This window comes from Streptomyces griseus, from assembly GCF_001715295.1.
Taxonomy (GTDB): Bacteria; Actinomycetota; Actinomycetes; order Streptomycetales; family Streptomycetaceae; genus Streptomyces; species Streptomyces griseus_G.
Genome location: NZ_MDKB01000001.1, coordinates 319,953 through 343,233 on the forward strand (window position 1 = coordinate 319,953; position 23,281 = coordinate 343,233).

The window sequence follows — 23,281 nt, forward strand, 5'->3', positions numbered from 1 at the left end:
GCGTCAGCCAGACCTTCGCTCGCGCGACTTGAGGGCTATCTGCCAGCGGTAGAAGCTCATCGCCAGGGCGAAGTCCAGGCCCGCGCGCCCGTCGAGGAAGCCCCGCCGGTAGACGTACATGTAGGCGAAGGACACCAGCGGCTTGAACGGCGCCTTGTGGAAGAGCTGTCCCTGCCGGGACTTCACCTTCCGCACCTGCTCCTTGACGTCGGGGTGGTGCTCGAGCCAGGCCTCCCAGTCCGAGTAGCGGTTGTGCCGCTCGAACCACGCGGTGACCGGGTCCAGGTCCTGGTGCTCGATGGGGTTGCGCAAGGTGCCGACCGTCGCGGCGACCGGCTGGTAGTGCCCCTCCACCTCCCCGATCCCGGGCGCCGCGAGGTCCCCGACCTCCGGGTAGTGGCAGCGGGTGCGGTCGGTCAGGGACCGCTTGCGGATGGTGTAGCCGTGCCGCAGCCGCTTCCCCGAGAACCAGTAGCCCAGCGGGATGTCGTACGCGGCGGGCTGGGGGGAGCGGGGATCGGCGAACGTCCTCCGCAGTTCGGCCAGCAGACCGGGGCTGATCCGCTCGTCGCCGTCCAGCAGGAGGATCCAGTCCAGGTCCGTGCGCACGTTCTCCAGGCACCACTGCTTCTTGCGCGGATGGCCTCCGTCCCAGGTGTACGTGACGACCTCGGCCCCGCACTCCTCGGCGATCTTCACGGTGTCGTCCGTGCTGTGGGAGTCGACCACGACGACGGCCTCGAAGTGGCCGAGCACCGACTTCACGGCCTCGGCGATGTTCAGGCTCTCGTTCTTCGTGGGGATCGCCACGGCGATGGGCAGTCTGCTCAACTCTTGTCTCCTTCGGGCAGCCAGGCGTAGCAGCCTGTGGAGGTGAGGGTCCGTGCCGACCCGGCGACGGTGACCGACACGGGCCTGCCGGTGCCGGAGGAACCCGACGCCAGCACCGTGCCGCCCGCGCCCGTCACCTGCCAGGTGCAGTGGGCGGTGGGGGAGGGGGCACGGTAGCGGCCCGGGCGGAGCCGTGCCCCCGTGTACGTGCCGTCGGCGTAGCCCAGCGCGGCCTCCTTCACCAGATCCTGGTGCTGCGGGCACAGATGGGCCACGGCCGGTTCCGCGTCCGCGACCTCGCCGGTGACGATCGCCCCGACGGCGATGTCCCGGTCCGCCTTGACCAGGTAGCGGAGCCGGTCGCAGGTCTCCTGGCCGGTCTGCAGCACCGCGGCGGGGTCCATGCCCACGGGGACGCGGTCGGTCAGATACTCCCTCTGCTTCTCGGAGAAGGAGCCCGTGGCCGGAGTGATCTCCCCGGCGGGCGCCTTCGGGGTGCCGGCGGGGTCGCCGGAGGGCCGGGCCGCCGACGGGCCGGAGGACGGACCGGTGACGGCGGACCCGGCGGCCGGGGGGCCGGCGGAGGGGGAAGCGGTGGCGGACGGCCTGCTGCCCGCCGCCTCCTGACCGCCTCCGTCGGCGGACGAGCCGCAGGCGGCCAGCGCCGCCGTCGCGATGACGACGGCGGCGCCGGCCAGGAACGGATACCTCATCAACCTGTCCTCAGGGCGTAGTGCGCGCTCACCTGCGAAGCGCTCAGCGCGGTCGGGTAGACGGCGGTCTCGTCGATCTGCCCTGCGAAGAAGTTGCTGGTCGGGCGGTTCGGCCAGCCGCTCAGGTTGTCCCCGCCGACACGCCAGTAGCCCGCGTAGTTCTCGTTGGTGGTGTACAGGGAGCTGAACGCGCGGAGCTGCCCGTCGACGTACAACGCCATGCCGCCGGTGCCCTGGGTGGCGACGACGTGGTGCCAGGTGCCGTCGTTGTAGGCGGCCGGTGTGGTGACCGTACGGGCTCCGCCGGCGTAGACGCCGAAGACGAGGCGCCCGTCGTCACGCATGTAGACGTGCTTGTCGAGGCGGGTGCTGTTCTGCATGGTCAGGTTGCCGAAGCCGATGATCTTTCCGCCCCGGACCGTGGTCGTCCTGATCCACGTCTCCACGGAGAACCGGACGGGCTGCGCGTGGCGCCTGTTGCTGTACGCGTACTCGCTCCCCCCGTCGAAACCGATGGCCGTCGATCCCCCCGCCACGGCGGCCGGGGTCTGCCGGTAGGCGGGCCCGTTGCGCAGGAAGCCGCTGTCCAGACCGGCCGTCGTGTCGGCCGCGAAGGTGGAGCCCTCCTCGTCGTACCGCCAGTACAGCGAGGCGCCGTCGGCGAGGACCCGGGCCGGGTACCTCTCCGCGGTGGCCGCCACGGTGGCGGACCGGGCCGGGGACTTCGCGCTGGTGTTGGTGCCGTCACTCGCGGTGATCCGGTACGAGTGCGTCTCGCCCGGTGCCACGTCGGTGTCCGTCCATCTCAGCTGCGGCCGGTTCCAGAAGACGGAGTACCCGGTCGTGGTGTGTACGGGGGTACTCGCACCGTCCTTGTAGATCCGGTAGGTCAGCTCCCCGTCGTCCGTGTCGAAGCTGGTCTGCCAGTTGACGTCGATCCGCCCGGGGGTGACCGTGGAGAGGCTCACGTTCGGCACCCACGGTGCCCCGGTGTCGGGACCGTCGGCGAACCGGGTGAGCCCCTGCTGGGCCGAGCCGTTGACGGTGGTGAACTCCCCGCCGACCCAGAGGTAGTGGTGGCCGCCCTTGTCGGTCTGGGTCATCACCCGGGGCCCGACCGGCTCACCGATGCCGTCGTTGGTGTCGGGGAACCAGGGGAGGAGCGCCGGATCGTTCACGGACTGGGCCAGCAGGTGCCTGCGCGGCTGGTCGGGGAACCCGCCCATGCTGGAGCAGTCATGGGCGTGGCTGCCGCTGTACAGCACGCCCGAGTGGACCAGGACGGCCTGGGTGGCGCCCAGGCAGGTGTCCCGCCAGCGCTGCCGGTAGTCGTCCAGGTCGATGGCGATGCGGCCGTCGAAGACACCGCCTCCGGTGCCCTCGTTCGCGGTGTACAGCCCGGTCGCGTCCGTGGTGAGGTCCTGCACCGTTGAGGTGTCGGGGATGAAGCCCGGGTAGCTCGTGGTGAGCGCGCCCGTGGTGGCGTCCACCACGGCCAGGGCGTGCGTGGCGGTCCCGTTGACGGTGAAGAAGTCTCCCCCGAGCGCCACGTGCTTCCCGTCCGGGGTCACCTGGACGGCACGTGCGACCTCGTCCGCGTGGGCGGTCCACGGCAGCAGGCCGGCGCTCGTGGTGACGGCGGCGAACTTGTTCCGGGTCTGGCCGCCCACGCTGGTGAAGTCGCCGCCGAGGTAGACGGTGTCCGCGGTGGCGTCCAGAGCCCGTACCGTCGCCGAGACGGAGATCTTGAAGTCCTTGCGCGGGGTGCAGGTCGCGGTGTCCACGGCCGCGAAGTTGCTCACGCCCTCCCCGTTGACCGCCCCGAACTGGCCGCCCGCGTACAGGGTCCGCCCGTCCGGCGAGAGGGCCAGCGCACGGACGGTGGCCGTTCCGGAGGACATGGTGAACGACAGGGAGCACCCGGTCGGTGCCCCCGTCGCCGCGTCGAAGGCCGCGAAGTTGACCGCGGGCCGCTCCCCGGTGCCCGGGGCGGCATCCGGTGGCCGGACGGTGGAGAAGGTGCCGCCGGCGTACACGACGCCGTCCGTGGTGGCCATGGACCAGACGATGCCGTTGGTCTGCCAGGTGGTGAGGTCGTCCGCGGTGAGCGACACCGGAGGCGTCAGCGCCGCGGCCGGGGACGTCCCGGCCGCCGTCGCGGTCAGGGCCCCGGCGAACAGGCAGAGTGCGGCGGAGGCGGCCCGTACACGGCCACGTCCCCCGGTTCTCCGCCCCGTACGTGTGTTCATCTTTCGGCTCCGAAGGTGAGAACGAGCTGCGGCCCGCAGGCCGCGGACACCTCGCTCGACCGGACGCGGGGACGGTCCGTCCCGCTGCCGGCCGGAGCGAGTGGGCGGCCGGAGCCGACGGCTCCGGCCGGTGCCGGCGCGATCCGGTCCACCGAGGAGCCGGTGGAGTCGAAGAGCGCGTCGGTGACGGTCCCCGGCACGGGCGCGGTGAGCGCCGGCCGGGTGTCGTGGGTGGACGCCGGTCCGGTCCACGCGCCGGTGACCCGCACGGTGGCGGGGGCGCCGACCGGGCGGGCCGTGGCGGACGCACCGCCGCGGGTCCGCCCGGCCCGCCCCGGCCGTCTCACCGGTCCACCCGCACGGCCGCTCCCGTGAGCTGGTCGGCCAGCAGCCGGATGTCCGCGTCCACCATGATCCTGGCCAGTTCCCGCGACCTCACCTCGGGTTTCCAGCCGAGCAGTTCGCCGGCCTTGGCCGCGTCCCCGATGAGGGCGTCCACCTCGCTGGGCCGCTCGTACTTGGGGTCGTAGCGGACGTGCTCCGCCCAGTCGAGGCCCGCGTGCTCGAAGGCGTACTCGACGAACTGCCGGACGCTGACCCCCTCCCCGGTGGCCACCACGTAGTCGTCCGGGGCGTCGCACTGCAGCATCCGCCACATCGCGTCCACGTACTCGGGGGCGTACCCCCAGTCCCGTACGGCGTCGAGGTTGCCGAGATGCAGCCGGTCCTGCAGACCCGCCTTGATCCGGGCCACCCCCCGGGTGATCTTGCGGGTCACGAAGGTCTCGCCGCGCCGGGGCGACTCGTGGTTGAAGAGGATGCCGTTGACCGCGAACATGCCGTACGCCTCCCGGTAGTTGACCGTCGCCCAGTACGCGTACACCTTGGCGACGCTGTACGGGCTGCGCGGGTGGAAGGCGGTGTCCTCGTTCTGCGGGGGAGGGGTCGCCCCGAACATCTCGGACGAGGAGGCCTGGTAGATCCGCGTCTCGATGCCGCTGGCGCGGACCGCCTCCAGGAGCCGGACGGTGCCCAGACCGGTGACGTCGCCGGTGTACAGGGGTGCGTCGAAGGAGACCCGGACGTGGGACTGCGCCCCCAGGTTGTACACCTCGTCGGGCTGTATCTCGCGCAGCAGGTTCACCAGGGCGACGCCGTCGGAGAGATCGGCGTGATGGAGGATGAAGGAGCGGTCCGCTTCCTCGGGGCCCTGGTAGATGTGATCGATCCGCTCGGTGTTGAAACTGGACGAACGGCGTATCAGGCCGTGGACGGTGTACCCCTTCCCCAGCAGCAGCTCCGCCAGGTACGAACCGTCCTGACCGGTCACGCCGGTGATGAGCGCGGACTTTGCCATGACTCCCCCCTTCTCTGGTCGCCCGATGGGCGTGTGGTGCACGGACATTTCATGATCTGGGCGCGTTGCGGCAAAACGTCACCGGACCGCGGTCCTGCTGGCACAATCCGAGCCATGACGACTGACCTGCCCGGCCCTCCCCCCGAGCCGGCCCGCCCCCTGCTCGGCCCCGGCTCCCGCATATTCGTCGCGGGCCACCGCGGCCTCGTCGGCTCGGCACTGGTGCGCCGGCTCACCGATGACGGCCACGAGGTGGTCACCCGCGGCCGCGACGGCCTCGACCTGCGCGACGCGGCACCGACCGAGGCGTTCCTGCGCGACGTCCGGCCGGACGCGGTCGTGCTGGCCGCCGCCAAGGTGGGCGGGATCATGGCCAACAGCGCGTACCCGGTGCAGTTCCTCGAGGACAACCTGCGCATCCAGCTCAGCGTGATCGCCGGCGCGCACGCCGCCGGGGTGGGACGGCTGCTCTTCCTCGGCTCGTCGTGCATCTACCCGAAGCACGCGCCGCAGCCGATCCGGGAGGACTCCCTGCTGACCGGCCCGCTGGAGCCGACCAACGAGGCCTACGCACTGGCGAAGATCGCCGGCATCGCGCAGGTCCAGGCGTACCGCCGGCAGTACGGCGCCGCGTACATCAGTGCCATGCCCACCAACCTCTACGGCCCCGGGGACAACTTCGACCTGGAGACCTCGCACGTGCTCCCCGCCCTGATCCGCCGGTTCCACGAGGCCACGCGCGACGGGACGCCGGAGATCACCCTGTGGGGTTCCGGCAGCCCGCGCCGCGAGTTCCTCCACGTCGACGACCTCGCCGCCGCCTGCGTGCGGCTGCTGGAGGCGTACGACGGGGACGAGCCGGTGAACGTCGGCTGCGGTGAGGACCTGACGATCCGCGAACTCGCCGAGACCGTGCGCGAGGTGACCGGATACCGCGGGAGCATCGCCTGGGACACCTCGAAGCCGGACGGCACCCCGCGCAAGCTCCTCGACGTGTCGCGGCTCTCCTCCCTCGGTTTCCGGCCACGGATCCCGCTGCGGGACGGCATCGCACGGACCTACGCCTGGTGGCTCGGCCGGTCGGCACCGGTGGGCTGACCGGCCGGCGGGCGGGGCAGGGGGACGCCGGGACCCTCCGGCGTGCCCCGCCCTGCTCGCACACATCCGGCGCCCTCCCACTCAGTACGCCCCGCGGCCGTCGGTGACGGCGCGTACCGTGCGGGCGAGCAGCCCCACGTCCGTGGCCACCGACCAGTTGTCGACGTACCAGAGGTCCAGCGCCACCGTCTCCTGCCATGACAGGTCGGAACGGCCGCTGACCTGCCACAGGCCGGTCAGTCCGGGCTTCACCGCCAGCCGCCGCAGCTCCCGCTCGTCGTAGCGGGACACCTCCTCGGGCAGCGGAGGCCGCGGACCTACCAGGGACATGTCGCCGCGCAACACGTTGATCAGCTGCGGGAGTTCGTCCACGGACGTCCGGCGCAGGGCGTGGCCGACCCGGGTCACCCGCGGATCGCGGCGCATCTTGAACATCGGCCCCTCGCTCTCGTTCGCCGAGGAGAGCTGGTCCCTGCGGGACTCCGCGTCCGCGACCATCGTGCGGAACTTCCACATGGTGAAGGGCCTGTTGTGCCGCCCGTGCCGGATCTGGCGGTGGAACACCGGTCCCGGTGACGTGAGCCGTACCGCCAGCGCGACCGCGAGGAAGAGCGGGGCGAGGACCAGCAGTCCCAGGGCGGCGCCCGTCCGGTCCACCAGGGCCTTGAGCGCGGTCTGCGGGCCGCGCCGCAGCGGCGGCGCCACATGCAGCAGCGTGAGCCCGGCGGCCGGGACCGGGCGCACCCGGCGGGCGGCGACCCCGGAGAGCTCCGAGAGCACGCAGAGGGCCACCCCGCCGTCGTGCAGACCCCACGAGAGCCGGCGCAGCCGGTCCTCGTCGAGCTGCGGGCCCGGAGCGACCAGGACCAGATCGGCGTCATGGGCGAAGGCGCCGCCCAGCACCGTGGAGACGTCGTCGTCGGCCGGCTGCGGGGCGAGGCGGCCGGGCACCGGGGCCTCGCAGTCCGGGACCGCCGGCCCCACCGGTATGACGGCGACGGCCGTGTAGCCGCGCGCCGTACGGGAGTTGAGCAGCCCGACCGCGCGGTCCAGGCCGGCCGCCTCGCCGACCACCAGCACCCGGCGCACCGCGCGCCCCCGCCGCGCGGCCCCCCACCGGCCCGCCGCCGCGGCGAGCACGGCCACGACCGGACCGGGCACCAGCGCGGCGACGGCGGTCGCCGGGTCGTGGGACGAGCCCGTCACCGCCACCAGCACGGCCAGCACCCCGACCAGCACCAGCCAGTCGCCCCACGGGTGGTACGGAGCGCGGCCCGGCGCACCCGGGAGCAGGTCCGCGTACCGCCCGCGCGCCGCACGCACCGCGGTCCACGCGAGCGCCGCCAGGGCCGCCGTGAGCAGCGGTCTCGGCTGTGCACCGGTGTGCAGGACGGCCCAGGCGGGGATCCCCAGCCCCGCGAGGTCGGTCAGGACGATAAGGGGCAGGCGCCGTGACCGCCTCTTCTTCGCCTGCGGCCGGTCCGCGCGCTCGCGCCGGACGGCCGGGGCTCTCCACACCTGCTGTGGAGCGGCCGTGCGGTTCGGGGCCTGTGGGTGCCACTGCCGCGGAGCCTCCGCGGCACCCACAGGCCCGGATATCCGTGTCCCAGGTAATTCGACATGCCCCATGAGCCCCCCAGCCACAGTCGCATCCCCGTAAACGGGACGCATCCGCCGATCCCATGGACTGACGGATGCGCCCTCGCCCGGTGCACGATATCCACAGACGTGCCATTTCGCTGGAGTTCTCGTGAAGTTCAGACCCTTCGGACCCGTTCCGGTCCTGCGGCTCACCGCACCTGGCGGAATGAGTCCTTCAGGTGCGAGGCACCGGTTTCCACGAGCACCCCGCTCGCCCCTGACGTCCCGCTGCCGCCGCCCGGCCGTGACGGGGCGTCGGCGGACACCCGGCGGCATTGTCAGTGCTCACCCGTAGGTTGAGTCGTGTTCCGCCGACGTGGCGGGAACAACCCCCTGCTGCGGAGGAGATGACGCGTTGTCGAACTGGGAGAGGTCGAGCACGGCACGGGTGGTCCCACCCGCACGGCCGCGCAAGCTCGCCAAGGTGCCGTTCGTCGAGCTGGCCGACGGACGTCTGCAGGGCGTGGTGTCCAGCGGATCCGACATCGGACGGGTGTACGTGTCGTCGGTCGCGGCCGGGAGCTACGCCTTCGCGTGCAGCACCAACAACAACCGGCCCTGCGGCGGGGCGCGCGGATCCTTCTGCAACCACATCGCGGCCCTGGTCGACCAGGCGGTCCTCCAGTACGGTCCCGAGCGCGTCGCCCGCTACCTGAAGATCGACCTCCCGGACGGCGAGCCGGACGCGTCCGGTCTGCGCCAGGCGATGGCCCTCACCCGGCCCGCGCCGGACGACGCCAAGGCCGCCGCGGCCGTCTTCAGCCGGTTCCTGAGGCACCTCGCCTATCTGGAGCTCGCCCCCGTCACGACGCCGCTGCCGGAGATGCAGTTCTTCCCGCCGACGAGGGCGGCTGCGTGATGCGTACCGATCTGCTGACCGCGCCCGTCGACGGACTCGACGAGGCCCTCGCGGCCGTCGACGCGTTCGACGACGCCCTCGTCGCCGGGCTGCTGCGGCCCCGTACCTCCGATGGCGCGGGCCCGGAGGCCCTCGCCGTGGCCGTCGCCGGGACCCCCCTGGCCGCCAGGGTCGCCGAGGCCGCCGGGAAGGCCGCCGCGGGGGCCGCCGGGGAGGACCACTTCGTCGCCCTGGCCGCCGCCCGTACCGCGCTGCTCGGCTCCGTGCACGACGCGCTGCTCATCCGTGTCGAGCAGGCGACCGGCCGCTCCGGCGCGGAGGGGGAGCCGGCTGCCCCGGGGGAGCGGCAGGCGGCGAACCTGCTGACGGCCGCCCGCGCCTGGCTGTCCGACCTGGCGCGCTGCGGCTGGCAGGGCCTCGACCACGACGTGGTCTCCGGGGCGGCCGAGGTGGTCTCCGCGATGCTGCCCGACCCCGCTCTGCGTCGCCTCGCGACGCTGCTCGACGGCTTCGCCGCCGAGCTGGCCGCTTCCTGCCCCGGCACCGCCATGGAACGCGTACCGGTGCGCCGTTGGGCCGATCTCTGGTCCCGCGGGATGATGCTGACCGTGCCCGGCGCGGCGGGCGCACCGCCCACCGGAACGGCCACCGGGCGGCTGCTGCCCCTCGGCGTCGACCTGCGGGAACACGCGACGGCGGCGCAGGCTCAGGTGCACGCCGTGTTCGAGCCCGCCGACGGCTCCGCGCCCCGGCTCGTACGCGCCGGGGTCTCGGCACCGAAGCCCGACACCGTCGTCGGAGCCGGCATCTGGCAGCTGCTCCGGCCCCACATGTCGCTCCTGGCGGCCGCCGGCGAGGGCCGCTCCATGGACCTCACCGACATGCCCGTCACCGACGAGGGCGACCTCCTGTGGAGCGACGGCCACGCCCGCCCCGGCGAACCTGCCGACCCCTTCGCCACCGCCCGTGTCGCCCTGCCCACCGCGACCGGACCGGCGACCGCGCCGCTGGACCGGCATCCGGCGCGTATCGCCGTCCCCGTCTTCCTGGAGGGGTACTCCGCCGGTACGGAGGACGACGGCACGGTGACCTTCACCGTCTCCGGGACGGCGCTGACCGTCGACACCGACCTGATCCCGGTCGCCGGCCCGCTGACCCCGCGTGCGGTCGCCACGTCGAGCGCCTGCATAGGCCTGCTCCGCTGGGACGCCGGGACGTTCGGGATCCAGCCGCTCGCCGTGGAGACGACGGTGCGCCGGAAGGTCGTCGCGGTGCACGCGGGAGCCTGGGCCGGTGGCACGGAGGACAAGGTGGGCGTCAAGGGGGAGAAGGCCGCCACCGACACCGTGAAGGTGCTCGGCGAGCGCGCCGGAAGGCTGCTGCGGAAATGACCGGACAGCAGAAACCCGCGACTCCGGCCGTTCCCGCGGCCCCGACGCCCCCGGAGGCCGCTGTGACCCCGGCTGCCGCCGACAGCGCGCACGACAACCGCCGGCAGGTCATGTACTGGCGTCTGCTCGCCCGGCTCTTCGACCCCGAGGAGCAAGCGACCCTGGAAGCGGCGAGCCTCGCCGTCGTCGAGGACATCGGGCTGCCGGCCGCGCTGCTGGACCCGCAGACCTCGGTCGACTCGGTCGTGCAGCGGCACCCCGGACTGGCCGCCGAGTTCGACGGCCTGATGGTGCCCGGCGAGGACGCGGGGCAGGTCGCCGCGCAGGACGCGGGCCAGGTCACCGGTGATGACGCGACCCGGGCCGCGGGCCAGGACACCGCACCCGCCACAGGCCCGGATCCCGCGCAGGAGGTCGCCGCGCAGGGCGCCGGCCGGGACAGCCGTGACCGGGCCGCCGAGGTGCGCCGTGCCGCCCTCGTCTCGAAGGTCCTCCTCAACGTCTTCCAGCCGGCCCGGGGCACCGTCACCGCCGGCCAGCTGTCGCGCTGGCAGTCCGACGCGGGCTGGCTGGAACGCGCCCTCGGCTGCGGGCCCGGGGAGCTGCGGGGCGGCCGGGCCGGAGGTCCGGGCGTCAGCCCGACCGGCACGGGTGGTGGCGGCAGGACACCCGACCTCGGCCGGCTGATCCCCGAGATCGGTCCCGCGCTCGGTGCCATCGAGGCCGACCTCGTCCAGCGGATGCGGCTGCGCGAGGTCCTGGCCGACCCGCAGCTCGCCGCGCGGCTGACCCCGAGCATGTCGCTCATCGAACAGCTGCTGCGCGACAAGGACAACCTGTCCGGCGTCGCCCTCGCCAATGCCAAGGCGCTCATCCGCCGCTTCGTCGACGAGGTCGCCGAGGTCCTGCGCACCCAGGTCGAGAAGTCGACGGTCGGAGCCCTGGACCGCTCGGTCCCGCCCAAACGGGTGTTCCGCAACCTGGACCTCGACCGGACGATCTGGAAGAACCTCACCAACTGGAGCCCCGAGGAGGAACGGCTCTACGTCGACCGCCTCTTCTACCGGCACACCGCCCGCAGGACGACACCGCAGCGGCTCATCGTGGTCGTCGACCAGTCCGGCTCCATGGTCGACTCGATGGTCAACTGCACCATCCTGGCCTCGATCTTCGCCGGTCTGCCCAAGGTGGACGTCCACCTGATCGCGTACGACACCCACGCCCTCGACCTCACCCCGTGGGTGCACGACCCCTTCGAGACCCTGCTGCGGACCAACCTCGGAGGCGGCACCGACGGCACGGTCGCCATGGCGCTGGCCCAGCCGAAGATCGCCGAGCCCCGCAACACGGTGGTGGTGTGGATCTCCGACTTCTACGAATGGCAGAGCGAGCCGCTCTTCGAGAGCATGGCCGCCATCCACCGGTCAGGGGCCAAGTTCATACCGGTCGGCTCGGTGACCAGTTCCGGTCGTGCCAGCGTCAATCCGTGGTTCAGGGAGCGTTTCAAGGACCAGGGGACACCGGTGCTCTCCGGCCACATCCGCAAGCTCGTCCACGAACTCAAGACCTTCCTCACCTAAGGGCAGTCCCGCAATTCCCGGCGGGCGTGCGACGACAGCTACGGCACCTCGCCGCGTTGTCGGGACGTCCACATACATCCAGTATGCGGACGTTCCTCCGCCTTGCGATGCACCGCATCCGACGCCGCACGCTGATCCACCGGGAATCGCGGGACAGCCCCAAGGGCTGTCCCGCGATCGGAGGCGGGCGTACGACGGCGGCCACCGCACCTGGCGGCGTCGCCGCACCGCCCCACGACCGCCGGTCGTGCACGCCCGCCCCGGCGTCCGCGTCCCTGTTCCGCATTCCGCTTGCCCAGAAAGGCTTACAGACATGTCCGACCTGTTGCGCGCCCCCGCCGAGATCAAGTACGCCGAAGAGCTCGACTGGCTGGAGTCGGTCGACGACGGCCCCAAGCCGTTCTCCTGGCGGCTGTCCCCGAAGATGGTCCGGCTGTTCATCCTGGGGTCCGAGCGCGCCGACGGCCTCGACCGGGAGATCTCCCAGAAGTGGTACGGCGACCGCAGCTTCGTCGAGCGCTCCATCGTCACCCTGGCCTCCGACCGCGGCCTGCTGCTGATCGGCGACCCGGGGACGGGCAAGAGCTGGCTGGCGGAACTGCTGGCCGCCGCGATCTCCCGCAACTCCACCCTGGTGGTGCAGGGAACGGCCGGCACGACCGAGGACCACATCAAGTACTCGTGGAACGTGTCCATGGTGATCTCCAAGGGCCAGTCGCGGGAGTCGATGATCCCCTCGCCGATCATGACCGCGATGGAGACCGGTGCGATCGGCCGCTTCGAGGAGCTCACCCGGTCCACCAGCGACGTCCAGGACGCGCTGATCTCGATCCTGTCCGAGAAGTACATCTCCGTCCCCGAGATGGACAGCGACAACATCGTCTTCGCCAAGCCCGGCTTCTCCGTCATCGCCACGGCCAACAGCCGCGACCGTGGGGTGAACGACCTCTCGTCCGCGCTCAAGCGGCGCTTCAACTTCGTCCGCATCCCCGTCGTGACGAACAAGAAGAGCGAGGCGGAGATCGTCCGCTTCCGCACCGAGGAACTGCTGCGCCGCCATCAGATCGATCTGGACGTGCCGCCGACCCTGCTGGACGTCCTGCTGCAGAGCTTCGCCGACCTGCGTGCCTCCTCGGCCGCGGCCGGCAGCGACGACGAGAAGCTGGAGTCCGCGCTGTCCAGCGCCGAGCAGATCGGCGTGCTCGAGGACGCCATCCTGCACAGCAACTTCTTCGGCGAGCGCGAGCTGACGGCCCGCACGCTCGCCTCCTCGCTCGTCGGCTCGCTGGCGCGCCGCGAACCCGAGGACCTCGCCATACTCAACAAGTACCTGCACGGGGTCGTCGAGCCACGCAGCAAGGAACAGGGCGGCTCCTGGCCGGAGTTCCTGGAGGGCGGCCGCGACGCGATCGCCACCCTGTCGTGAACGCCCCCGGCCAGGGGACGCCCTTCGCTGCCCTGCGAGGACAACTCCAGCAAGCGGCGACGGAGTTCGCCGATGGACCCGACGCGCTGGAGGGCATCCTCCTCGGCATCGTCGACGACGTCGACCGGGCGGTGCGCGAACCGCTGGAGATCTTCCCGGTCTGCCACCACTCGCCCGCCTCGGCCGTGGCGATGGCACGCCGGCTGCGCGAGAAGCAGCCGAAGGTCGTGTACCTGGAGCTGTGCGAGGACATGGCACCGCTCCTGTCCGAACTGCGCAACTGCAGGCTGCCGGTGGCCGTGCAGGCGTTCGCGAGCGAGGTGAAGGGATTCCCCGCCGAGTGGGCGCCCCTGTCGGTCATCGCCCCGATCACCGAGGCGTCCGCCGAGTACCAGGCCATCGCCTACGCGCTGGGCACACCGGGTGTCGAGCTCGTCCTCGTGGACCGCTCCTCGGACCACGTGTTCCAGTGGCAGGCGGGCACCCCGCAGGGCGCCGGGCCCGCCGATCCGGACGCACCGCCCGCCGACGGGGAGGCGGCCCTGCACGGGGACGCCGTCGGCGTGGAGATCGGCGACCTGCGGCCCCGGTTCGCCGAACTGGAGGAGCACCTGCTGCGCCACGGCAAGGTGCGTCATTGGTCGGAGTGGTGGCACCAGTACGTCGAACTGCCCCTCGGCGACAGCGACCACGACACCTACCGGCAGGTCATGCTCCTGATCGGCAGCCTGTTCCGCCGGCTGGCACCCGGCGACCAGGACCGGGTCAGGGTGGACGAGGACCGTGAGCGCCACATGTGGACCCGGATGCGCGCCCACCTCGCCGCGACCGGTACCGACCCCGAGGACTGCCTCTATGTCTGCGGCGCGTTCCACGCCTCCAGCCGGGTCGCGGAGTTCGGCGTCCACGGCAGCGACACCTTCGAGATCACGCCACCGAGCGGCAGCACCTGGCAGCACGGCCTGATCCCGTCCAGCCACGCGGCGATCGAGGCGCAGTTCGGCCTCGCCGCCGGCTCCGTCTCGATCGCCGCCACCCAGTGGTCGAAGAACCTCAGGCGCACCCGGGTCCGGCCGTTCCGTCTCACGGACCGGCCGGGCTCCAAGAAGGCGGCGAAGCCGGGGAAGGCCGCACTGCCGCCCGTCCCGGTGGTACCGGACGCACTCTCCGACAAGCTCTCCGGATTCCTGCGGAAGCCGCCCGTGCTCGACCGCCTGGACGAGGCGGAGCTGCTCGGCTGGTCGGTGGAGATCGTGCGCTCCGCACGCCGCAACAACTACCTCGCCTCCACCGCCGACGCCATCGCCGTCTTCGAGACGTCCATCCTGCTCGCCGGAATGCGGGACCGGGCCAAGCCCACCCCGTACGACTTCCAGGACGCCGCGGTCACCTGCATCGAGAAGGAGACCGTGCCGGGGCGGCGCGACGTGCGCCGGCTCGTGGAGATCCTCATGGGCGGCGACCGGGTGGGTCAGGTCGGTTACGACGCCCTGCCGCCCCTCGCGCGCGACGTCCACGACCGGCTGGCTCCGCTGAACCTCGCACTCCAGCAGCGCGGGGTGCGGCGCGCCCTGCTCGACATGGCCTCCCGGCCCGAGTTGGAGCAGGTGTCCGACGTGCTGTGGATGCTGCGCCGCCTGATGCCGGACGGCGCGGCCCGGCCGATCATGGGCGAGCGGGGTCTCGGCACGCGGTCGATCCAGGAATCGTGGGACCTCGCCCTGGGGACCCACCAGCGGGCGCTGATCGAACTCGGCTACGAGGGCGTCAGCATCGAGCAGGTCCTGGAGCAGCGCCTGCGCCGTACGGCGTACGCGCCGGACGCCACGGCGGCGACCGTCCTGGAGGCCGTGGAGGACGCGGTCCTCCATCTGCGCGGCGACCGCCTCGCGGACGAGCTGGGCACCCGCGCGCTGGAGGTGCTGTCCACCGAGCGCAGTGTCGACGGCGCACCGGAGGTGCTGCGGCGGGTGCGCCGGCTGCTGGCCTACTACCGGATCAGCCGGCCGGCGCTGCCGGCGTGGATCGAGTCGTTCGCCAAGACGGGCTACGCGCACTACTGCACCCTGCTGCCGAAGGCGTTCACCGACGAGGACGCGACCGTCCGCCAGGTGGCGGCGATGCTCGGATTCCTCTTCAGCATGGAGAATCTGGCGCTGTCGCTGGGCTGCGACCGTACGCAGCTGGAACTGGCCTTCGCGCAGTCGCACCCGCGCGAGCCGTCGAAGACGGCACTGCTGTGGGCGGCGCAGGTGCAGCTCGGGCAGCTCTCCCGGGCCGGTCTGCGGGAGCGGTGCGACGCGCTGCTCGACAATCCTCTGGTGCTCCCGGCCTATCCCCGCTACCTCAGCGGGTTCCTGCACGCGCTGGAGCCGGTGCCGCAGCTGGCCGGTTTCGTCGTGGAGGCCGTGTCGAACGCGTTCGCGCGGCTGCCCGACCCGGTGCTGCTGCCCTGGCTGCCCTCCCTCATCACGACGCTGCGCAACGACGGCGCGGACCTGGCACCTCTGCTGATCCGGGAGGCCGGGCGTGTCTTCCCCGGCCGGCTCGCGGCACTCGACAGCTGGGTGCCGCCCTGGCGGGAAGCCCCGCAGCCGCCGGCCGCCGGGGCGCCCACGGCTCTGCCCGGCCCGGGAGCCGGGGGCCGCGCCCTGCTGCTCGCCGCCCACCCCGCGACCTGCGACAGCGTGGCGGAGCTGCTGGGCTGCGAGGGCACGTGGGAGGAGACGGTCCCGGCCGCGTCGCCCGGCGGCGCGGCGCTGGTCGCCCGCCACCCGGAGACGGCCGAGGCCCTGGAGGCGCTGCTGGCCGGGGTCTGACGGGGACGCAGGTCCCGGCCCAAATCCGCAGGCGCGGTACCGGGAGGACGTCCCGGTACCGCGCCTCGGCACCCCCGCACAGCCCGCCGCAGGGCCGCGGGACGAGGTGTCCCGCGGCCCGGGTCCGACGGCCGGGTGGTCACCCCGAGACACGCCGGGCAGGGCCGGACGGCGGATCCGGCCCGTGGACCGGACGGCGGGCCCGGCCCGGGATCCGGGTCAGCGGACTTCGGTGACCCGGCGTTCCTTCAGCGCCGCGCAGTTGGAGTTCTCCACCGACACGTACACGTTGCTGATGCTGCCGCCCCAGCTCACGCAGTGGCCCTTGCCGTAGACGTACGCCGGCCCCGCGTACGACGTGTAGGACCCGGAGTCACCGGCCCACGCGTCGGTGTCGGGGACGTAGATGTACGTGGACATCTCCTTGGCCGTGCCCGGGTTGGTGCGGATGGTGGCGACGCAGTTCTTCCCGTTCGAGGAGTTGTACGTCAGGTAGACCGTGCCCAGCGAGCCGATGGGCGCCGAGTTGACGGTCTTGTAGGCGCTGCCGCAGACGCCCTGCGGGGTGACGTTGGGCGCCGCCGAGGCGGTCGCACCGAGCACGGCGGTGCTGCCCGCCACCAGAGCGGCGAGGGTTCCGGCGGTCGCGATGGTACGTGCAGTTGTTCGCATATTTCCCCCATGTATCCCGAGGAGTGGTTTGCTCCCACTTGATGTGACCCGCGAACGGCGGGGATGGTTGTGCCGGCCGCAGGGTGAAAAAACCGCCGCCCCGGTCGAGTGGCGCACACGGTCACCGCCGCGGGCGGCGCGCTGCCGGCGCCCGGCGCCGGTCCCTGCCCGACGCGGTGGCGGCGCGGTGAGCCCGGTTCCCCCGAGTCGGGTCCGGGTCCGCCCGAGGAGCTACGGAGTCCGGGGCACCCCGCCACCCCTGCCCTCCGCACGGTCCGCGGCCTCCCTCCGGCTTCCGCCGCCACTCCCACCGGGATGTCTGCGGGTCGGAGCGGGCCGGGCCGTCGGCCATGCGGTAGGCATGGAGGGTGTCTGAGGCGAGGGGTGGCCGGTGGAGTCGCACCAGGTGGATGATTCCCTGGGGAATCATCGTGGTGGCGGTGGCCTTCGACCTGGCCACGCCCCGGGAGGTCAGCGGCGCGCCCCTGCTCGCCGTGGCCCCCGTCGCGGCCGCCCCGTTCATGCGGGCGGGCCCCATCATCGTCGTCGGCCTGGCCTCCATGGGCGTCCACGCCGTGCTGGTCGCGTTGGACGGCACCTTCGGGTGGCGTCTGGGCGTCGCACGCCAGCTCACGCTGGTCTGCGTGATCGTCCTGGCGGTGCTGCTGCGCCGCACGATCGAGCGCCACGAGAAAGCCGTCGGCCGGGCCCAACGGGTGGCGGAGATCGCCCAGCGGGCACTCCTGCCGGATCCGCCCGACACCCTCGACGGATTCCGGATCGCCACACGCTACGCCCCCGCGGACGAGGAGATCATGGTGGGCGGCGACTTCTACTCCGTACGCGGCTCCTCGGATTCCGTCCGGGCGATCGTCGGGGACGTACGGGGCAAGGGGCTGGCCGCCGTCCAGGCGGCCAACGTGATCGTCGGGGCCTTCAACGCCCTCGCCGACGACGCCGCCGACCTGGAGGAGGTGGCCGAACGGCTGGACCGGCAGCTCCAGCGCGAGGGGGAGCGACGGGGAGGCCTCGAGCAGTCGGAGGGCTTCACCGCCGCCGTCCTCGTCGAGCTCGACGTCACCCGGCACCGGGTGCGCGTACTCAACCGGGGGCTCCCCCCGCCCCTGCTTCTCACGCCCGGTGGCGGGGTCACCGAACTCGCGCCCTCCCAGGAGGCGCCACCGCTCGGGCTCTACGCGCTGGGGAACTTCGGGGCGCCGGCGGACACCTTCCCCCTGAGCCCCGGCTCCACGCTGATCTGCTGGACGGACGGACTGACCGAAGCCCGTAACTCCCGGGGAGAGTTCTACGACCCGGTCGCGCGCCTGCCCCGTCTGCTGACCCGCCACGGCGCCCACCTCACGGAGAATCCCGACCTCCTCCTGGGCGCGCTCGCCTCGGACGCCGAACGGCACGCGGGTGGCAGACGTACGGATGACCAGGGCATGCTCGCCGTCCACTGGCCGCTCCCGCCGGGAGCCGTATCCGCCATCCGACAGGCGGACGAGACCCGCCGGGGGTGAACGCCGTCCTCCGTCCGGGCGTGGCGCCCAGAGCCCAGCGCCCGGGTGGGCGTGCCGAGGGCCTAGGGCCGGCCGGGAGGCCGCCGCGGCGCACGACCGCACCTGGTGCGCCGGGGCGGGGCAGGACGCCCGCGTCCGTCGGCCCGGCGGCGAGCCGCGCCGACGGTGGACCGTGCCGGTGGGCACCGGACCGCGTCCCACCGCACGCGCGGCCCGACCCGTCAGTGGCGTAGCGCCGCCGCCTCCGGGGGCAGGTCCTCCGCGATCAGCAGGCGCAGGTCGTCCAGGCCCGGCGCGGACATCGCGCCGATCCGCCCCGCCTGGCGGGTCATCATCCCCTCAAGGATCTGGCGGGCCGTACGCGCGTTGCCGAAGGAGTGGTCGCGCGGCAGGGCGTCCAGATAGCCGCGCAGGGCGGTCATCGCCTCCGGGGAGCAGTCGTAGCCGTAGTCGGTGGCCTGCTTGGACAGGATCTCCAGAAGGTCGTCCGTCGAGTAGTTCTCGAACTCCACCGTCCGCGAGAACCGCGAGGCCAGGCCCGGGTTGGAGTCGAGGAAGCGGCGCATCTCGCGGGTGTAGCCGGCGGCGATGACGACGACCTCGTCGCGGTGGTCCTCCATCAGTTTCAGCAGCGTGTCGACGGCCTCCCGGCCGAAGTCCGAGGTCGCGCCCTCCGGGGTGAGCGTGTACGCCTCGTCGACGAACAGCACGCCCCCCAGGGCGCGCTCGAACGCCTCCTTGGTGAGCTGGGCCGTGTGGCCCACGTAGCGGCCGACCAGGTCGGCGCGGGCGACCTCGACCAGCTGGCCCTTGGGCAGCACGCCGAGGGAGCGCAGCAGGTCCGCGTACAGGCGCGCGATGGTGGTCTTACCCGTACCGGGCGGCCCGGAGAAGATGAGGTGGTTGCTGATCCTCGGGGTGGGCAGCCCGGCGGCCTTGCGCTGTTTCGCCGCCGTGAGCAGGTTGACCAGGGCGGTCACCTCGTTCTTGACCGCCGTGAGGCCGATCATCGCGTGCAGCTCGGCGAGCAGCTCCTCCGAGCCGGGGCCGTCGTCCGCCGGGGTGCTCTCCGTCGCCACGTCCTCGGGCAGCAGGAGGGTGAGGTCGCTCTCCGCCGGGTTGCTCATGGAGGCGAGGCGGGATGCCTGCCGGTCCACCATCTCCTCGAAGACCCGGCGCGCGGCTCGGCCGTTGCCGAACGTGGCGTCGCGCGGCATGCGTGTGTAGTGCAGGGCGAGCGCGTCCAGGGTCCGGGGGTCCAGCGCGTAGCGGTGGCCCGCGCACATGTTCTCGGTGATCGTCACCAGTTCGTCGACCGAGTAGTTGGCGAACTCGATGGTGCGGGTGAAGCGGGAGGCCAGACCGGGGTTGGAGGAGAGGAAGGAGTCCATCTCGCCGGTGTAGCCGGCGGCGATGACGGCCACGTCGTCGCGGTGGTCCTCCATCAGTTTCAGCAGCGTGTCGACCGCCTCCCGGCCGAAGTCGGCGCCGGAGCCCTTGCTGTCGGAGAGCAGCGTGTACGCCTCGTCGATGAACAGCACGCCGCCGAGGGCCTCGTTGAACGCCTCGGTCGTCTTGATGGCCGTACCGCCGATGACCTGCGCGACCAGGTCGGCCCGCGAGACCTCAACCAGGTGCCCGGAGCGCAGGACGCCCAGATCCGCCAGGATGCCTCCGTACAGCCGGGCCACCGTGGTCTTACCGGTGCCGGGCGGGCCCGAGAACACCAGGTGGCGGCTCATCTGGGGGACGGGCATGCCCAGCTGGGCGCGGCGCTGGTTGAGCTGGTTGAGGTTGACGAGGGTCCGGACCTGGCTCTTGACCTCGGTCAGGCCGACCAGCGACTCCAGCTCCTCCAGCGGCCCCTCGGGCTTCTTGGCCGCGTCGCCGGACCCGCCGGTCGCCACGTCCGGCGGGAGGGTGTCGCCCCACGCGTCCGGGGCCACGTTGCCGCTGCTGTTGAGGTTCTCGACCGTGAGCCGTTCGTTCACCCTCGTCTGTCTGAGGCCCGCGCCGCGGTTGTCGCGGACGGCACAGTCCGTGACGGTGACGGGCTCGGCGGTGTCGATCCGGACGCCGTCGCCGACGCTGCCGATGACCTGGGAAGACGTGAGGGTGGCGCGGGCACCGTTGGCGAGGAGCACCCCGTGGGCACCGGAGTCGGTGATGTGGGCCCGCAGCGCGGAGAGCTCGCCGCCGTTGTCCACCGTGACTCCGCCGGCCGTGGGCGACTCGATACGGCAGTCCCGGAGGGTGGCGCGGCCCTGAGGGCCGACGGAGACGGTGGCGTCGGTCGCCGCCCGCATGACCGTGTCGCGGATGTCGGGGTTGCCGCCCGAGACGACGCGTACCGCGGAGCCGCCCGCCCGGTCGATCTCGCAGTGCTCCAGCCTGCCGCGCCCGTCCTCGGCGACCTCGACGCCGTGGCCGCCCGGCGAGGTGATCCGTGCGCGGCGCAGCAGCGGGTCGGCGCCGGCGCGTATCCGTATGCCGGTGCCGGCCGCGTCCGTGACCAGCAGGTCGTCGAACTCCGCCGCCGACTCCTCCTCCAGCAGCACGGCGCCGCTCGTGTCCGCGCAGTCGCGTACCGCGCAGCCGGTCAGGAAGGGCGCGCTGGAGCTGACCACGCGGATGGCGGGCGCGGCGGAGGTGTCGAACTCGCAGTCCTGGAAGGTGCCCCTGGACCGCTCGGTGACGGTGAGACCACTGCCCTTGGTGCGTGAGGTACGGCAGTGCAGGAACTCGGGGTCGGCGCTCGCGGCCAGCATGATGCCGGGGCCCGTGGTGTCGCTGACCGTGACGTGCTCCAGCACCGGGCGGGCGGAACTGGTGATGTAGACGCCGACCGACGTGTCGTGCACGGAGGTGCGCACGACCCGGGTGCCGCTGCGGCCCTCCAGGGCGATGGACGGCTTGTCCGTGCCGGAGATGTCGCAGTCCTCGACCAGGCCCTGTGCCTCGTCGGAGGTCAGCACGCCGTTGGCGCGGGCGTCGCGGATCCGGCAGTCCCGTACGGTCGCCCGGGCCTCCGCGCCGATGACGACGCCGGAGGTGCCGAGGTTCTCGATGAGACAGCCCGCGATGATGCTGCCGGTGGGCGCGGAGTCCACGACACCGGCGCCCTTCGGGTTGCTGACCCGGCAGTCGCGCATGGCCACCGAACCCGACTCGCGGGCCAGGACGGCGGTCCAGCCGGAGCCGATGACCGTGCAGCCGTCCATCGCGACCTGGCCGCGCGGCGCGTCGACGACCGGCAGGTCCTCGCTCCCGCCCCGCAGGGTCAGGTCGGTGAGCATGACGGCGTCGGCGACGAGGACGACGGCGGTGCCCCGGCGGGGGCAGATGTCGACACTGCCGGGCTCGCCGTCGGCGACGATGGTGACCCGGGTCCTGACCGTGAGGTTCTCCGGGTAGCGGCCGGGTTGGACCCGGATCACCGCGCCCGTGCGTGCCATGTCCAGGGCATCACCGATCGTTCGGAAACTGTCCGGTTGTCCCGATCCGACCCTGAGCAACTGCCGTGACACGCTCGCTCCTCCTCCTTGTGGTGCCGCCGTCGCGCGCCTCTCCCACCGAGGGGACCGACAGGGGACTGTTCCGCGTCCGGGGTACGTACGGCTGTGCGCACGCGACGAAGGCTACGGGACCGGTGCGGCGATGTTCCAGGAGGGACCGAAGAGTTGGGTCGGTACCGCGTGTACGTCCCGTTACGTCGTCCGAGGTCACCTCCCGCTCGGCACGCCGTCGGACGCGACGCCTATCATGCGCGCCATGCCCCGTGCCCGAGTTGATCCCCGCCGCCGCCCCTGGGCCCCGGTCGTGGCCGCCCCCCTGCTGACGACCACGATCGCGACCGCGCTGGCCGTCGTGGGAGCCGCGCCCGCCGCGGCCGACTCCGTGGGGCTGCCGGTCGTGCGCTCCGTCCTGGCGGAGGACGACACCTGCGCCTCGGTATCGAGCGAGAGGGCCACGGCCGAGCCCTGGGCGCTCGGCGCTCTGGGCGCGGCCCGCGCCCGGCCGCTCTCCCAGGGGGAGGGCACGACGGTCGCGGTCGTGGACACGGGGGTGGCCGAGGCGGCGCCCGCGCTGTCGGGGCGGGTGACCGCACTCGGGCCGGCCGGCGAGGACTGCGTCGGGCACGGCACGTTCGCGGCCGGCCTGATCGCGGCGACGCCCGGGGACGACGGGGGTCCCTCGGGGCTGGCGCCGCAGGCCCGGATCCTGGCCGTACGGGGCACGGGTGAGCGCGGCGGGAGCACGGTGGGCCAGGTCGCCGACGCGATCCGCCTGGCGGCGGACGAGGGCGCCGGCGTCATCTACGTCGCCGCGGCACTGGACAGCGGCAAGGCGCAGCTGACGGCGGCGGTCGCGTACGCGAGCGGCAAGGACGCGCTGGTGGTGGCTCCGCTGGCGCCGGACGCGCTGGAGCGGAACGCGGAGCCGGCGCCCTGGTACTGGCCGGCGGCGGCGCCGGGCGTGCTGGCCGTGACGGACTACGGCCCCGACGGCGGCCGGCCGGCCGACGCCCCTCTGGTGGGCGGGGCGGACCTGGCCGCGCCCGGCGACGCGGTGGTGAGCATCGGCCCGAAGGGGCCGGGCCACTTCATCGGCTCGGGCGCCTCGTTCGCGGCCGCGCACGTCGCGGGGGCGGCGGCACTGGTGCGGGCCCGCTATCCGGAACTGAAGGCCGCGGAGGTCTCGCGCCGCCTGACCGAGGCGGCGTACCCGGCGGCGCCGCCACGCCTCGACCCGTACGGCGCGCTGACGGCCGTCCTGACGGACGCCAGGGGCACCGAGCCCCGGCCGGAACGGGCGGTGGTCCCGGACCCGCCCGCGACCCAGCCGCGCACCCGGGCTCTGGTGGTGGCGGGCGTGGGCGCCGGGCTGGTGCTGCTGGTGGCGGCGGGCGCCGTGGTCATCCCGCGCGGCCGGGCACGGAACTGGCGTCCGGCGGGCAGCTGACGCCCCGCGGGGCGTCAGCTGCCGCCCGCCCGACGGGCTCCGGGGCCGCCGGGGCCCGTCGCGCGGCGAACCGTGGCCGCCCGGGGACCCCGGGCGGCCCGACCCGGCCCCGCCGGTGGACGTCCGGCACAGGAGCGCGGGAGAGGAAGCGGCGCCCGGC

General features: G+C 73.0%; 16 protein-coding genes. 8 read left to right on the forward strand and 8 right to left on the reverse strand.

What is annotated here, in order from left to right:
• Nucleotides 1-3: 3 nt before the first annotated feature.
• From BA175_RS01285 to gmd, 5 genes are read right to left on the reverse strand one after another with little or no spacing between them, the layout of a single operon-like run.
• On the reverse strand, nucleotides 4-831 hold the full coding sequence (locus BA175_RS01285; RefSeq protein WP_069169307.1) for a glycosyltransferase family 2 protein: 828 nt from the start codon (nucleotides 829-831) through the stop codon (nucleotides 4-6).
• Nucleotides 828-1,544 carry a hypothetical protein gene (locus BA175_RS01290; protein ID WP_069169308.1) on the reverse strand — a complete coding sequence of 239 codons (717 nt, stop codon included), beginning with the start codon at nucleotides 1,542-1,544 and terminating at the stop codon, nucleotides 828-830. The genes BA175_RS01285 and BA175_RS01290 overlap by 4 nt, the downstream gene beginning before the upstream one ends.
• Nucleotides 1,544-3,793 (reverse strand): LamG domain-containing protein, encoded by a 2,250-nt coding sequence (locus BA175_RS01295; RefSeq protein ID WP_069169309.1) that lies wholly within the window; start codon nucleotides 3,791-3,793, stop codon nucleotides 1,544-1,546. The genes BA175_RS01290 and BA175_RS01295 overlap by 1 nt, the downstream gene beginning before the upstream one ends.
• Nucleotides 3,790-4,140, reverse strand: a complete 351-nt coding sequence (locus tag BA175_RS01300) for a hypothetical protein (protein WP_069169310.1) — start codon at nucleotides 4,138-4,140, stop codon at nucleotides 3,790-3,792. Before BA175_RS01300 ends, BA175_RS01295 begins: the two co-directional genes overlap by 4 nt.
• The gene (gene gmd, locus BA175_RS01305) at nucleotides 4,137-5,150 is read right to left on the reverse strand and encodes a GDP-mannose 4,6-dehydratase (RefSeq protein WP_069169311.1); all 1,014 of its coding nucleotides are present in this window, start codon (nucleotides 5,148-5,150) and stop codon (nucleotides 4,137-4,139) included. The genes BA175_RS01300 and gmd overlap by 4 nt, the downstream gene beginning before the upstream one ends.
• A 114-nt stretch (nucleotides 5,151-5,264) precedes the next feature.
• Between gmd and BA175_RS01310 the strand changes: the two genes are divergently transcribed.
• The gene (locus tag BA175_RS01310; protein ID WP_069169312.1) at nucleotides 5,265-6,248 is read left to right on the forward strand and encodes a GDP-L-fucose synthase family protein; all 984 of its coding nucleotides are present in this window, start codon (nucleotides 5,265-5,267) and stop codon (nucleotides 6,246-6,248) included.
• Between the two features lie 81 nt (nucleotides 6,249-6,329).
• Here the strand turns inward: BA175_RS01310 and BA175_RS01315 are convergent, their stop codons facing one another.
• On the reverse strand, nucleotides 6,330-7,877 hold the full coding sequence (locus BA175_RS01315; protein ID WP_079159327.1) for a sugar transferase: 1,548 nt from the start codon (nucleotides 7,875-7,877) through the stop codon (nucleotides 6,330-6,332).
• Nucleotides 7,878-8,244: 367 nt separating this feature from the next.
• Here BA175_RS01315 and BA175_RS01320 point away from each other — a divergent pair, with 367 nt between their 5' ends.
• The 5 genes from BA175_RS01320 (at nucleotide 8,245) to BA175_RS01340 (ending at nucleotide 15,964) form a co-directional block, all read left to right on the forward strand.
• Nucleotides 8,245-8,748: a hypothetical protein gene (locus BA175_RS01320; protein ID WP_069169314.1), complete on the forward strand. Its 504-nt coding sequence runs from the start codon at nucleotides 8,245-8,247 to the stop codon at nucleotides 8,746-8,748.
• A complete protein-coding gene (locus BA175_RS01325) occupies nucleotides 8,748-10,139 on the forward strand; it encodes a hypothetical protein (RefSeq protein WP_069169315.1) in 1,392 nt (463 codons plus the stop codon). Before BA175_RS01320 ends, BA175_RS01325 begins: the two co-directional genes overlap by 1 nt.
• On the forward strand, nucleotides 10,136-11,719 hold the full coding sequence (locus tag BA175_RS01330; RefSeq protein ID WP_438947303.1) for a vWA domain-containing protein: 1,584 nt from the start codon (nucleotides 10,136-10,138) through the stop codon (nucleotides 11,717-11,719). The genes BA175_RS01325 and BA175_RS01330 overlap by 4 nt, the downstream gene beginning before the upstream one ends.
• Before the next feature lie 313 nt (nucleotides 11,720-12,032).
• Nucleotides 12,033-13,145 carry an ATP-binding protein gene (locus BA175_RS01335; protein WP_069169317.1) on the forward strand — a complete coding sequence of 371 codons (1,113 nt, stop codon included), beginning with the start codon at nucleotides 12,033-12,035 and terminating at the stop codon, nucleotides 13,143-13,145.
• On the forward strand, nucleotides 13,142-15,964 hold the full coding sequence (locus tag BA175_RS01340) for a DUF5682 family protein (RefSeq protein ID WP_069169318.1): 2,823 nt from the start codon (nucleotides 13,142-13,144) through the stop codon (nucleotides 15,962-15,964). Before BA175_RS01335 ends, BA175_RS01340 begins: the two co-directional genes overlap by 4 nt.
• Before the next feature lie 219 nt (nucleotides 15,965-16,183).
• Here BA175_RS01340 and BA175_RS01345 read toward each other — a convergent pair whose 3' ends face one another.
• Entirely contained in the window at nucleotides 16,184-16,636 is a 453-nt protein-coding gene (locus BA175_RS01345) for a spore-associated protein (RefSeq protein WP_069169319.1), read from the reverse strand.
• Nucleotides 16,637-17,046: 410 nt separating this feature from the next.
• Here BA175_RS01345 and BA175_RS01350 point away from each other — a divergent pair, with 410 nt between their 5' ends.
• Nucleotides 17,047-18,159 (forward strand): PP2C family protein-serine/threonine phosphatase, encoded by a 1,113-nt coding sequence (locus BA175_RS01350; protein WP_069169320.1) that lies wholly within the window; start codon nucleotides 17,047-17,049, stop codon nucleotides 18,157-18,159.
• A gap of 221 nt (nucleotides 18,160-18,380) precedes the next feature.
• Here BA175_RS01350 and BA175_RS01355 read toward each other — a convergent pair whose 3' ends face one another.
• Entirely contained in the window at nucleotides 18,381-21,686 is a 3,306-nt protein-coding gene (locus BA175_RS01355; RefSeq protein WP_069169321.1) for a right-handed parallel beta-helix repeat-containing protein, read from the reverse strand.
• A gap of 235 nt (nucleotides 21,687-21,921) precedes the next feature.
• On the opposite strand from BA175_RS01355, the gene BA175_RS01360 reads away from it, so the two are divergent.
• A complete protein-coding gene (locus tag BA175_RS01360) occupies nucleotides 21,922-23,121 on the forward strand; it encodes a S8 family serine peptidase (protein ID WP_079159406.1) in 1,200 nt (399 codons plus the stop codon).
• Nucleotides 23,122-23,281: the final 160 nt, after the last annotated feature.